The following is a 12717-nucleotide window of genomic DNA, read 5'->3' as shown; positions in this document are numbered from 1 at the left end:
ATGATCAAGCTGATATCCGTTACCAAATCCTATCGCACGAATCAGGGTAGGAAATACGTATTCAGGGATCTTAATGCGGAGATCCCGTCAGGGAAAAGCGTCGCGATTATCGGAAAGAACGGTGCCGGAAAGTCTACGCTGATGCGCCTGCTGGGAGGCCAAGATGCACCGGACAAAGGCAAGATAATCACGGATAAATCAATTTCCTGGCCTGTGGGGCTTAGTGGTGGATTTCAAGGATCACTAAGCGGACGGCAAAACGTCAAGTTCGTTGCGCGGGTTTATGGAGCAGAGGGCGAGCGTATGGCGCAGGTTGTGCGCTATGTTCAAGAGTTTGCCGATATCGGGGACTATTTCGATCAGCCGGTCAATACATATTCATCCGGGATGAGGGGAAGAGTCGCCTTCGGTCTTAGTCTGGCTTTTGATTTTGATTATTACTTGGTGGACGAGGCGATGTCCGTTGGAGACGCTCATTTCAAGCGTAAAGCTACGGAGGCATTTGAACAGAGGATCGGCCGAGCTCATGTATTGCTGGTTACTCATGGGATGAGTCAAGTGAGGTCACTGTGCGATATGGTTTTATTGTTGAAAGGCGGCAAGTTGATCGCCTACGATGATGTGGAAGAAGGTATCGCAGCTTATTCGGCCGAGTGAATCTGTGTGTTTTCTATAATTTCTGGAAATTGAAACGTGAAAGTGCTGGTAGTGTTTGGTACGCGGCCCGAAGCCATAAAGATGGCCCCATTGGTACTCGAGTTCCGTAAGGCGGCCCCACAAATCGAACTACGGGTTTGCGTTACCGCTCAGCATCGTGAAATGCTGGATCAAGTTCTGACTATATTTGATATTCATCCGGACTATGATCTTAACCTGATGAAAGTGGGGCAAAGCCTTTCGGATATCACTACGGCAATATTGAACGGCATGCCAGCCGTTCTGGAAGACTATGCTCCGGACTGGGTCCTTGTTCACGGCGATACTACGACGACTTTTGCCGCTTCGCTTGCATGCTTCTATAAGCGAATCAAAGTCGCTCATGTAGAAGCAGGATTGCGCACGGGCGATATAAATTCACCCTGGCCCGAGGAGGCAAATCGGAGGCTCGCTTCCGTACTGACCGCTCGGCATTTCGCTCCCACGACCGAATCCCAGCAGAATCTTCTTGACGAATCGATTGTGCCGAACACTGTGATCGTCACGGGAAACACGGTGATTGATGCGCTGCTGCTCATCTCGAACCGGATCGGTGACGATAGTAATTTGATGCATCGGTTGAGCCAGAAGTTTTCCTTTCTGAAGAGCGACAGCAAGAAAATTCTGGTCACGGTACATCGCCGTGAGAATCACGGCCCCAATATAGCAAATATATGCGAAGCAATTAAGCATGTTGCGGTGCAGAGAAAGGATGTGGAGTTTATTTGCCCAGTTCATCTAAACCCCTCTGTGCAAGGTGCCTTCAATACTCGGCTGAAGGGTATTGAAAATGTGCACCTCATTGCACCGCAGGAGTATTTGGACTTCATTTATCTGATGAAAGCATCGTATTTGATACTGTCGGACTCTGGCGGTATTCAAGAGGAAGCGCCTTCGCTGGGGAAGCCAGTGCTAGTGCTGCGGGACACCACGGAAAGGCCAGAAGCGCTTGCTGCTGGAACTGTACGTCTCATTGGATGCGATACGACTCATATCGTCGAGTCGGTTAATGCGCTGTTAGATGATTCGCAAATGTACAGAGCTATGGCAGATGCGAAAAACCCGTATGGCGATGGTACTGCATCAAAGAAAATTGTTGAAAGCTTTTTGAGAGATATGTCGTGATTATTTTTTCAGATAAGTCAAATTTCAAAAGAGCCAATTTTCCCGCGCTTTTTGACTTTTTGGAGGGCGAGGGCGTTGAGCACACATATGATGAAGCAAATGGGGATTTAAAGACGGCTTGGGGCGTCTACGACTTCACGACATTCGGCCCCACGCATCGAATGGTGGCGGAGTCGGACCAAACGCTATATCGAGGCATAGATATCTCCGAGTCTGTTAAGGATGAGTTATATAGCAAGTACGCCTTGCACCCTGATTGGGCCTTGTCGGAGAAACAGTCCGAAGAGGAGCTTTATCAGTTCATGCAGGATAGATTTAGCGCGGAAATTCGGAATTGTCGTGCTGCTGCGTGCTATTGGGTAGACTACTGGGATAGCGTGTTTGCTTCCGTTAAGCCCGTTGCTGCGATCACTTTTGGCGGCAACCTTATATACTCCAAAATTTTTCTCGCCGTGGCGAAGCAGAGGGGCGTTCCCGGATTTGTTGCGGAACATTTTTTTACCGGGAACGATTTCTATCTAGAGCCTCGCTACACATCTATTCCCAATGCAAGTTTTCTGAGAAGCCGCCGGTTTACTGACGCGATAAATGGTGGAAAATCTCAACGATACTCGTCCGCATGGCGAAAGATATATTCCCAGAAGAACAAGAATGTGTCGCAGCCTGCATATGCTTCCTATCGGCTGCGAGGGTACGCCCTAATTCTTGCCCAAGTGCCAAACGATTTTTCTATTTTTTCATCAAACAACAAGTGGAAAAATTCAATCGGATTCTACAAGAAAGTAATCAGTGAAATTTTGCAGTGCTCCAAAGATCCCGTAGTGGTGAAGGTTCATCCCTACGAGCGGAAGAAAAATAAGGATGCATCCGTTAGTACATTCGATGCATTAAAAGAATACCGCGAGATGTTGGATAGCACGTATCGAGCTCGCCTGCATATCGTGGAAGACTACTCGCTTCCAGGCCTCATTTCCGGCTGCAAATATGCCATAACCTTGAACTCTCAAGCTGGGTTGGAGGCTGTAGGACATGCCAAGCCTCTTATCTGCTTTGGAGGTGCGTTTTATGGCGGCCGGGGTTTCACTATGGATCTTGATGATATCTCGGATATTGGAAAAGCTATCGAGTCGGCTGAGTTTTCGGAGAAGACGCTCAGTGGCTATGTCAGTTTTCTTAGTGCTGCATTTTCACATTTGATTGGGGTGGGCGAAGCGGGCAAAATAAAAGGGATATTTGGATCCTTGGAATTGAAGAAGCGAAGGGAGGCTGTAACGGCTGATCCCGAAATACAAGTTGAACAGAATATCAAGGCTCCGAATCCGGATGCATCGTCTCACGATATCGTGTTGAAGAAGCTCCCAGTTTCTGCAAGACATGTAGGTACAAGTGGTTCCCATAGGAAGACGAAGAGGCTGTGGGAAAAGTTTAAGAGAGATCCACGGGGCTATTGCCTGGACAGTAAACACGCCATTTTGCGATTCATTGGTAGAAAGGTTCTGTGATGCTCGGTACGATTTTTGTTGACAACGCCTTTTCAGCGGACTATGAGTCTCCCTTATTTCCGCTGTTCTTTCCTGAGATTGCGAGTAGCTTCAAGGTTACTAGTTCCTTTTCAGATCTGGATTCGTCAAAGTTTCCGATACTTACCAATATTACGGATTACGTAGCGAAACGGCTCGCAAAGAGTTCGGTACGTAAGTACGGCTTGATCTTGGATGGGCGGAAGAACTGGGCCGATTGGTTTCGCGTTATAGCAGAGGCCGAATTCGTTGTTCTTCTTGGGGGGGATGGTGGACTTGAAAAGTTGAAGCATGCCCGTCAAGTGCACTGGATTCTGCCCGAATTGGGAACTAGGGAAGGTCTGAAGAACTCGATTTCAAACATCCAAAAATCGACCTCATGACCAAAGTATTCAAAAATGGTTAAAAACTGCTCAAATCATCGCCACTTTCGGGTTGTTTGCACCCCGATCAGGCCCGTTTTCGGGCCTGTTGGCGCTTTTTGGGCGCACTTACCCTGCCACCGCCGTCAACGGGCGGCGTGCCATCCAGATATTGGACAGCGTAAACAACATTTTCAAATGCGCAGTGTTCTTGGCCAGTCCACGGAATCTGACTTTACGAAACCCGAATTGGCATTTGATGACACGAAACGGATGCTCAACCTTGGCTCGAAGACTGGATTTGGCCCGCTCAATGTTTTGCGTCAAACGATCAATTGCGCTGTTACCCAAGGCGCGCCGTTTGCCGGGGCGCATGGCAATGTGCCAGGTTACGTCACGCCCTTGGTGCTCGGGTCGTTTGTCTACGCCTTGATAACCGGCATCGCCAAAAGCCAACGTTTCTTCACCATGCAGCAACGCAGCCGCCTGAGTAACATCATGCTCATTGGCAGCGGTGCCCACCACCGTGTGGACCAGCCCGCTGTGAAGATCAACCCCAATGTGGGCCTTCATCCCAAAGTGCCACTGGTTTCCCTTTTTGGTCTGATGCATCTCGGGGTCCCGCGTGCCGCTGGCGTTCTTGGTCGAGCTGGGTGCATCGATAATTGTGGCGTCCACAATGGTGCCTTTGCGCACCTGAATGCCTTGATCCTGCAACAGCAGGTTGACCGCCTCAAGCGCTTGGTCGGCAATGTTGTGCTGCTCGAGCAGATGACGGAAGTTCAAAATGGTGGTCTCGTCCGGCACACGACCTCCAGGCAGTTTGGCAAACTGGCGCATCGAAAAGCTGTCGTACAGCGTCTCTTCCATGGCCGGGTCCGACAGCGAAAACCACAGTTGCATGAAGTAGATGCGCAGCATCGTTTCCAGCGGATACGGTGGACGACCGATGCCCGGTTTGGGGTAATGCGGATCGACCAGATCGGCAAAGAGCTTCCACGGCACCGCACGCTCCATCTTGGCCAGAAACTTCTCACGGCGCGTTTTCTTGCGTTTGCCAACGTACTCGGCTTCGGAAAAACTCAACTGGCTCATCGGGTTCACTCGGATCGGACTGTTTTCAATAACTTATATTCTGACAGGTTCGTTGGACTTGTTCAGAGGTTCCCTAGGCCGCGTGCCGAGACAGCCTGGCCGGTCACGGACCTACATTCGCTTGATAATCTCTATTCAGACTTGCTGGATGGCAAGGTGGTTTCCCCCCACTTGTACGTGCTTTATAGCAATGTTGCAGCGGCGGTACAGTCATATGCTGAACGGTTTTCCCAGTTGGGTGTCGAATTACGTTTCTTAAAGGCAAATGCCGATATGTTTTCGGCGATTTCCCGTGACGGACTGGAGATTTTTCATCCGTCATCGGAAATGTTAAGAGCGATGTCGCATGCTCAAAGGGATTCTGTACGCAACGAGGGTGGGCCGATCGGCATACAGAAGTTTTGTCTGCTCCTTAAAGAATGTGTAGTCCCCGAACGCATCGATGTCAGCAATAGGAACTTGGGAACCTCTGAACAAGTCCAACGAACCTGTCAGAATATAAGTTATTGAAAACAGTCCGATCCGAGTGAACCCGATGAGCCAGTTGAGTTTTTCCGAAGCCGAGTACGTTGGCAAACGCAAGAAAACGCGCCGTGAGAAGTTTCTGGCCAAGATGGAGCGTGCGGTGCCGTGGAAGCTCTTTGCCGATCTGGTCGATCCGCATTACCCCAAACCGGGCATCGGTCGTCCACCGTATCCGCTGGAAACGATGCTGCGCATCTACTTCATGCAACTGTGGTTTTCGCTGTCGGACCCGGCCATGGAAGAGACGCTGTACGACAGCTTTTCGATGCGCCAGTTTGCCAAACTGCCTGGAGGTCGTGTGCCGGACGAGACCACCATTTTGAACTTCCGTCATCTGCTCGAGCAGCACAACATTGCCGACCAAGCGCTTGAGGCGGTCAACCTGCTGTTGCAGGATCAAGGCATTCAGGTGCGCAAAGGCACCATTGTGGACGCCACAATTATCGATGCACCCAGCTCGACCAAGAACGCCAGCGGCACGCGGGACCCCGAGATGCATCAGACCAAAAAGGGAAACCAGTGGCACTTTGGGATGAAGGCCCACATTGGGGTTGATCTTCACAGCGGGCTGGTCCACACGGTGGTGGGCACCGCTGCCAATGAGCATGATGTTACTCAGGCGGCTGCGTTGCTGCATGGTGAAGAAACGTTGGCTTTTGGCGATGCCGGTTATCAAGGCGTAGACAAACGACCCGAGCACCAAGGGCGTGACGTAACCTGGCACATTGCCATGCGCCCCGGCAAACGGCGCGCCTTGGGTAACAGCGCAATTGATCGTTTGACGCAAAACATTGAGCGGGCCAAATCCAGTCTTCGAGCCAAGGTTGAGCATCCGTTTCGTGTCATCAAATGCCAATTCGGGTTTCGTAAAGTCAGATTCCGTGGACTGGCCAAGAACACTGCGCATTTGAAAATGTTGTTTACGCTGTCCAATATCTGGATGGCACGCCGCCCGTTGACGGCGGTGGCAGGGTAAGTGCGCCCAAAAAGCGCCAACAGGCCCGAAAACGGGCCTGATCGGGGTGCAAACAACCCGAAAGTGGCGATGATTTGAGCAGTTTTTAACCATTTTTGAATACTTTGGTCATGAGGTCGATTTTTGGATGTTTGAAATCGAGTTCTTCAGACCTTCCCTTGGTCAATATTGTTTGTTTCCGACCTACCTATCTTTTCTTGGATCTGGTGAAGCGCTTCGAGGCTGTGGGCTGCGTTATGTCAGACTTCCCATTGCGCGATGCCAAATCGTATATTTGGATGCGGCCACAAGAGATTTGGCATTATGAAATGCTACTGTCGGGGGATACCCATAGGGAAATTTCAGCTACATATAAACGAGCGTTTGAGGAGGACGGCAATAAGAACGCGGACATAGAAGATATTTTGCGGCGTTCAGTTGCTATCCATCACGGTACTTGTTACGAGCCGCTCTATCAGTTTGATTACGAGCGTCTGGCTCGCAGTTTAAGAGCTGTTGAACGAGTCGTTGGGGTATGCGAGTTCGAAGAGTGCTATGGCCCCAGTCACGTGATCGCCAATTCAAAGAATTTCGAATTTGTGCCGATTGGATATGACCATAAGCTCTTTAACGAGTCACACAGAAAAAGCGTAGAACTGCCGCCGCGGTCAAAGCTGAAGCTTGGATTCGTCGGGCGTGCTTATGGCACCTTCGATAAAGAGCATTTGAAGGTCAGCCGTCTTGCCGAGCCCAAGGGCTATCGGAAAGGGGGAGATCTACTGTTGGACGTGGCGATGCGTTTGAAAGCTCTAGGTCTGCCTTTTGAATTGCATATCGTTGGCCAGAATTGGGAGCATCTAGTAGAATTGCTGGACCGCTACGGCATCGAGTATGTCTACTACGCGAGAGATAAGAATATTACATACACCGATTACCCATCCGTCTACGCAAAAATGGATGCCTTGCTTATTACCGCTCGATGCGAAGGCGGGCCAGTCAGCGCAATTGAAGCGTTGTCTCTCGGGGTTAAAGTTATAAGCACCAACGTTGGAGTCGTCCGATTTTTGGCTCAGCATATGCAAGATACGGACGGTTGTAGCATATTTGATTACGATAAAAAGTGGCACATCGCGGAAACCGAACTGGCAGTCGAGGCGATCGAGAACGTTTATCGAAACGGACGATCCATCAGCGATTATTCAAAGACGTACAACCGAGTTTTAGATTTTACGACGGATGCGTGGGTTAACCGAATTGCGGAAATTGCACGGACTGTTAAGGCGTAGAATTAGAGCTTATCTTCCCTCTTGATAGGCTTTTTGATGGCCATGGTAATGAAATACCATGGCCATTGTTGTACGCGGAGCTAACTATTTTTCTATAATTTTATAAAAATGACGCCTATTCTTTCTATTGTTGTTCCGAGCTTTAATCGGCTGTATGAAACGGATGCTTGCGTGCGTACACTGATCGCCCGGAAGAAGCCAGGGTCCTGGAATACTGAGATTATTATCGTCGATGATGGTAGCACTGACGGCACAGGTCAGTACTTTGCCAATTTTGAATCGCCCGGGCTGCAGGAGAAAGGGATCGCGGTCAGAGCTGTCGTCACGGACAAAGCTACGGGAACGTCTCGAAATCCTGGGTTTGCCAGGAATGCTGGTTTGAAAGCGGCACGAGGTGAAATAGTCGCTTTTGTCGATTGTGATATTACCCATAGCACTGACCCAATTTCCGCAACTGAAAAAGAGTTCAGTTTGGAATCGGACGTCTATGTGACTGGTGTTTTTTTTCGAGCAATGATCGGACCTGAAAAGTGCGTCTTTGACGGTCCGCGAGGCGCCACCGGCGATATGCCGCACGGCGGCTGGTTGGCGGCTCCACGTGCGGAGCTAATCAAGATCGGGGGGTACGACGAACGCTATCAACAGTATGGCAATGAGGATCATGATATGGTCCAACGCTTGAGGCGCCATGGTCTTAAGCATCGTATCAGTCCACATATTCTATACTCTCATCCGCATCAGTACAGCACGGGGCGGGATAAGTCGAGTAGCGCTCTGACTGATCTTCAGATGGATATTCAACGTAACGACACTACTGTTGTACGTAATGTGGGCAAGGAGTGGGGCTATTTTTCTCCACTGGAGAGTACGCGTACCGTAGGTCGGCAGTCTTCTCCGGCTTCCAGTCCCAACGCTATTGCGGCACGTCATCCCGCCGCAACTGCTGCCCCATCGCCCATGGACGGTTCTTTGCTACGGGAAATACTATTTACGCTGGAGCACGTAAAGCATAAGGTAGCTGGTCTTGATTCCGTTCCGAATGCTCTTCGTAATATCCAGGCCGTGACCACATCCCTGGATGTCGATATTTTTAAGGGGGCGTCGGTCAAGAGTTCAATAAAAGTATTTGGTGGTCATGCATTCGATCAACTGCTGGCGACAACGTCATTCCACAGGATTCTTTTGGCGAATACTCCGGACGCCACTCTTGCAGAGGCGTTGAGATCGGCATCAAAGCAGGTGGAAGAGAAGACTGTCGCCGACAGCGATGAAACGGCGGCATCGACGTCTCCATATGATGTCGTCTGGACCTCTGCCTTACATCGCGTTAGGAATCCAGGAGTCTTTATTGATAATCTAAAGAAATACTTGATTCCGGGCGGTACTTTGGTTATCAATGCGCCGTGTGCGAATAATGCTCTGGGTTCTGGAAATTTGACGATGTGGAATGCAGGGCTAATTATTTACAACCTCGTTCGTGCCGGGATTGATTGCAAGCACGCTCGCGTTTGCACGACGAAAACCATAGTCTCCGTTATTGTCACGCTGACTGGACGATATGTTCCGCCGGATATTTCTTTCAATACGCTCGGTGATTTTTTTCCGATACCGATAGCACAACATTTTGACGGCCGTATTTCGCTTGTTAATTGGAGATAGAAGCCTATTGTGTACGGGTGGCTGCCCGTGTGGTAGCCATGACGCCAAGCCTATTTCTCTATCGAATCAAATTGCATATCCGGCATTGAGGACGGATAAGAGGCCGAGATGTCGCGAATTCTCGGCTGCTCCGGTTGATTGATGATTTTGGTTAGGCAATTTTCGATTGCGAGAAGAATGCCTTGCTTAGAATAGAAGCCGCCGTTTATTTGTGAGTGATTGATGACCACATTTCTGAAATTCTGAAACAATCTTGCATTGGGCTTTGTTTTTTGCCTCCAGAATGCATCCAGGCCATGTTGAAATGTGAGCCCGGGTAAATTGTAAATGGCTTGCCCTAGAGCGATAGTGGGGCAACCATGAACGAGAGAGGATCCCCCCACCGTACTATTTACTGTTATTACGCCGGCTGCATTGGAGAGTATCGCTGGAAGGTTGCCGCTTTCGAGGTATATGATTCTTTCAGAGATGTCGAGTTCGCGCGCCCATTTCAGCAGCAAATGGCGATAGTTAACCAGGCCTGGATCCAGCGGATGTATTTTTATCGCGAGCCGAGTTTGGCTTGGTGCGTGTTTAGCAAAAGAGAGCACCGTCGCTCGCATTGCCTCTGCCATGCTTTTGAATGGCGAATGATGCACAATCTGCGCGTCATTCGCCAATTGAAGCGGCATCAGATAGAACGGTGTATGAGGGGCTTCTGCAATTAAAAGCTCAACGAGCTTGCTCGACTGTTTCTGTAGCCGCTGTATTCGCAATCCTCGCCGGATATATCCCAGATACTCAGTCAACGGGGAGTACGGCACATGACTGCGTACACCCCTATGAAGGATAGGATTCAACCCCGCCCAAAAGTTATACCCCACGTCATACGCAGCCCGCTTCCAGAATGGCGCCTTGAACGACGTTCCATTGCCGAAATGCGGGACGTGCTTCGCTTGTTCACGATACCAGTCAGGGTCCCGGGGCAGGCTGGAATGGCCGTTGACGCCGCCTTGCTCCAGCGTGATCCAGAACGGCCGAAAATAGCCTTCCTCGAAGACGTGCACGCGTAGATTGAGTGCTTTGGCCAGCTCGATCGCCGGCCGATGAACGGGGCGGCAGTCTCCAAATAGGACGATGTCCGTCGTACCGTGGGCCTCGAATTGCTGTTTGTAGAAGTCTGGCAACGCGTCCATCGGGCCGCGATAAGAAACGGCGTTTCCGCGTCTCCAGTACATGCGGTCGCCTACCGTGAAGTTGACTTTGCGCACGTCGTGCCCGCGCGCTCGCAATGCGTCGGCCAGCCTGGGGAAGAACGGCGAGCAGACACCTTGCAGAAACAGGAAGCGCTGTTTCTGAAGCGTGGTGCGAAGGGCGGGGGGCATGCCGGTCACGGGAGCTGGGTTTCCTTCAGGACGGTGGGTGTGGGCAGCGGGCACTATCTCTTGAGCGCAAAGCCGGCTTTGGCCCAGAGACGGACTTTGTGGAGCTGGCGCTGCAGGTATGTCTTGCGTACCGACGCGAGCCGGTTGTCGGCGATCAGCTGGTCTCGCTTGCGGATGATCTGGGTGATGGCGGCTTCGCAGCTGGTGAAGCCGTTCAATGTCCAATCCCAGTACGCGGGGTAGTGCAGCATGGCGCCGGCCACGAGTTCATCCAGGGTCAGTTGCCGGTTGCGGCGGGCGATTCGTGCGTGGTCTATGGTCAGGCCCCAGCCGGCGTAGAACGGGTTGCCGTAGGTCACTACGGTCTTGCCGCGCAGCAGGGCGTCGAATCCGCTTAGCGAGGTCATGGTGTGGAGCTCGTCGCAGGCTTCGATGCAGCTCACGATGGACACCTGGGTTTCGATGGCGTCCGCATAGCGCAGGGCGTCGTTGCGGTGCACGCGGCCGGCGCGATTGCGGACCATGACGTCTGGATGGGGCTTGTATACGAGGAACGCGTCGGGGCAGGCCTGCCGCGCAGCTTTCAGCAGGGACAGGTTGTCGCGGATGTCGGGGCAACCGTATTTGATCGAGGCGTCGTCTTCGACCTGGCCCGGCACGAGCACGACGCGGCGGCCGCTCTGGCGCCAGGCGGGCGGCGTGGTGGGCTCGATGTTGTACTTGGTCAGCCCGTTTTTTACGATCAGCTCGCGCACCGATGCGGCGCGACGCCGGTCGATGTCCGTGAATTCATGGGTATTGAGCAGTTGTTCGAGGCCGCTGGGCTGTCGAGCGTCGAAGTACAGGCCGTGCCGGTCGATGACGAGGGAGTGCGGCGGAATGAAGTCGGAGCCCAGCCCGACGGAGCGGATGAATCCGTCTTCCATGCGCAGCAGCTTGGCTCCTGAGCGCTGGGCGAGGGAGGCGACGGCCTCGGATGGATTGGCGCCCCACACGACCAGGCGATCTTCGGGCGTGAGAGCCAGCCGGTTCGCGGCTTCGGCATGAGGCACGAAATGCACTTGCCGATGGGACTGGCCGAGAAAGGACTTTACGTTTTCCGCCTTCCAGCGCCGGTAGCCCACGGCGATGGTCCGTCCGGTGCTTGCCTGATGCATGCGACGCTGAAAGCTCAGCCAGTCGATCACGTCGAAGATCGTGCCGCGCTCGTGGGTTTGGGGATTCAGGTAGCGCGAGTAGTGCAGGTAGGCGGCGGAAAACAGTTCGTCGACGGAGCGGGCGCGGTTGCGGCGCGGGCAGGCGAGGCGATCGTCGGTGCTGCCCCAGCCGGCATACCAGGGCATGCCGAAGCACGTCACCGGAACGCCGTGCAGCAGGGCTTCGAAGCCCATGTGCGAGGTGACGACGTAGACGCGGTCCATATGCCGCAGCACGCTCGCGGGGCTGGCAGGGTCGCGCAGCATGACGGTGCGCGGGTCGGACGCGATATCGGACAGGTAGCCGCGCTTGGCGCCGCGGCTGACTTCCGGGTGCGTCTTGACGTAGATGGTGGCGTCGGGATTTTCTTCCCGGGCGGCGGCGAGCATCGTCGCGAACGACTGTGCGTTGGCCATGCCGCGTTCCACGCTGACGTCTCCTGCCGTCTGGTCCACGACCAACACCCGGCGGCCCGGCCGCAGGAACGATTCCGGTCGCAGGTCGGGCGCCAGGTTGTATTTGCTGAGACCCTCCGAGATGATGCGGTCGCGCGCTTGCGCGTAGCAAGCGCCTTCTCCGGCCAGGAGATCCTTGTCCGAGGTCAGCAGGTTTTCCAAGGCGGACGGCTGGCCGGCGGCGTAGTAGATGCCTTCCGGGTCGACCACGATCGACAGGGTGGGGTGCTCGCGGCCGGTGCCGTAGGACCGCAGGAATCCATCTTCAAGGCCGATGAAGGGCAAGCCGTGCTTCGCGGCGATGGCGCGCGGCTTATGGGTCGAAGGGCGGAATCCCCAGCCCGCGAGTCCGCGCAGGCCTTGCTGCGATAGCTGTTTCGCCGTGCGTACGGGCACTACCGGCTCGCCCAGCAGGGCGGGCAATCCGGGAAGCTCGGCGATGGGGCGGGAGAAGGTTCCGATCGGCACGGCAGGTATG

At 53.0% G+C, this 12717-nt stretch carries 10 protein-coding genes; 7 read left to right on the top strand and 3 right to left on the bottom strand.

Annotation, left to right across the window (positions count from 1 at the left end; genetic code table 11):
• Genes C1I89_RS02915 through C1I89_RS33950 form a run of 4 tightly spaced genes read left to right on the top strand, consistent with a single transcriptional unit; the run spans position 1 to position 3724 of the window.
• Positions 1-657, top strand: a complete 657-nt coding sequence (locus C1I89_RS02915) for an ABC transporter ATP-binding protein (RefSeq protein ID WP_102771291.1) — start codon at positions 1-3, stop codon at positions 655-657.
• A 36-nt stretch (positions 658-693) separates the two neighbouring features.
• Entirely contained in the window at positions 694-1821 is a 1128-nt protein-coding gene (gene wecB / locus C1I89_RS02910) for a non-hydrolyzing UDP-N-acetylglucosamine 2-epimerase (RefSeq protein ID WP_102771290.1), read from the top strand.
• A complete protein-coding gene (locus C1I89_RS02905) occupies positions 1818-3323 on the top strand; it encodes a capsular polysaccharide export protein, LipB/KpsS family (protein WP_102771289.1) in 1506 nt (501 codons plus the stop codon). The genes wecB and C1I89_RS02905 overlap by 4 nt, the downstream gene beginning before the upstream one ends.
• The gene (locus C1I89_RS33950; protein ID WP_146196861.1) at positions 3323-3724 is read left to right on the top strand and encodes a hypothetical protein; all 402 of its coding nucleotides are present in this window, start codon (positions 3323-3325) and stop codon (positions 3722-3724) included. The genes C1I89_RS02905 and C1I89_RS33950 overlap by 1 nt, the downstream gene beginning before the upstream one ends.
• A 108-nt stretch (positions 3725-3832) precedes the next feature.
• Here C1I89_RS33950 and C1I89_RS02900 read toward each other — a convergent pair whose 3' ends face one another.
• Positions 3833-4798, bottom strand: a complete 966-nt coding sequence (locus tag C1I89_RS02900; protein WP_102770808.1) for an IS5 family transposase — start codon at positions 4796-4798, stop codon at positions 3833-3835.
• 535 nt (positions 4799-5333) lie between these two features.
• Here C1I89_RS02900 and C1I89_RS02895 point away from each other — a divergent pair.
• The 3 genes from C1I89_RS02895 to C1I89_RS02885 all read left to right on the top strand — a co-directional run bounded on the left by C1I89_RS02895 (position 5334) and on the right by C1I89_RS02885 (position 9223).
• A complete protein-coding gene (locus tag C1I89_RS02895; protein WP_102770808.1) occupies positions 5334-6299 on the top strand; it encodes an IS5 family transposase in 966 nt (321 codons plus the stop codon).
• A 206-nt stretch (positions 6300-6505) separates the two neighbouring features.
• Positions 6506-7564 carry a glycosyltransferase gene (locus tag C1I89_RS02890; RefSeq protein WP_181390875.1) on the top strand — a complete coding sequence of 353 codons (1059 nt, stop codon included), beginning with the start codon at positions 6506-6508 and terminating at the stop codon, positions 7562-7564.
• A gap of 108 nt (positions 7565-7672) precedes the next feature.
• Positions 7673-9223 (top strand): glycosyltransferase family A protein, encoded by a 1551-nt coding sequence (locus C1I89_RS02885; RefSeq protein WP_102771287.1) that lies wholly within the window; start codon positions 7673-7675, stop codon positions 9221-9223.
• Positions 9224-9273: 50 nt separating this feature from the next.
• Here the strand turns inward: C1I89_RS02885 and C1I89_RS02880 are convergent, their stop codons facing one another.
• Complete coding sequence (locus C1I89_RS02880; RefSeq protein WP_102771286.1) at positions 9274-10587, bottom strand: capsule biosynthesis protein; 1314 nt, start codon at positions 10585-10587, stop codon at positions 9274-9276.
• A gap of 53 nt (positions 10588-10640) precedes the next feature.
• Entirely contained in the window at positions 10641-12707 is a 2067-nt protein-coding gene (locus tag C1I89_RS02875) for a capsular polysaccharide biosynthesis protein (protein ID WP_258231320.1), read from the bottom strand.
• Positions 12708-12717 lie beyond the last annotated feature (10 nt).

It is taken from the genome of Achromobacter pulmonis (assembly GCF_002885955.2).
Classification (GTDB): Bacteria; Pseudomonadota; Gammaproteobacteria; order Burkholderiales; family Burkholderiaceae_B; genus Achromobacter; species Achromobacter pulmonis_A.
Note: the sequence above shows the minus strand (reverse complement) of the source record. Positions and strands in the feature narration are given on the sequence as shown.

Coding starts and splice junctions, on each gene's coding strand:
- C1I89_RS33950 (WP_146196861.1), top strand. CDS start 3,323: ATGCTCGGTACGATTTTTGTTGACAACGCCTTTTCAGCGGACTATGAG.
- C1I89_RS02885 (WP_102771287.1), top strand. CDS start 7,673: ATGACGCCTATTCTTTCTATTGTTGTTCCGAGCTTTAATCGGCTGTAT.
- C1I89_RS02895 (WP_102770808.1), top strand. CDS start 5,334: ATGAGCCAGTTGAGTTTTTCCGAAGCCGAGTACGTTGGCAAACGCAAG.
- C1I89_RS02915 (WP_102771291.1), top strand. CDS start 1: ATGATCAAGCTGATATCCGTTACCAAATCCTATCGCACGAATCAGGGT.
- C1I89_RS02900 (WP_102770808.1), bottom strand. CDS start 4,798: ATGAGCCAGTTGAGTTTTTCCGAAGCCGAGTACGTTGGCAAACGCAAG.
- C1I89_RS02880 (WP_102771286.1), bottom strand. CDS start 10,587: ATGCCCCCCGCCCTTCGCACCACGCTTCAGAAACAGCGCTTCCTGTTT.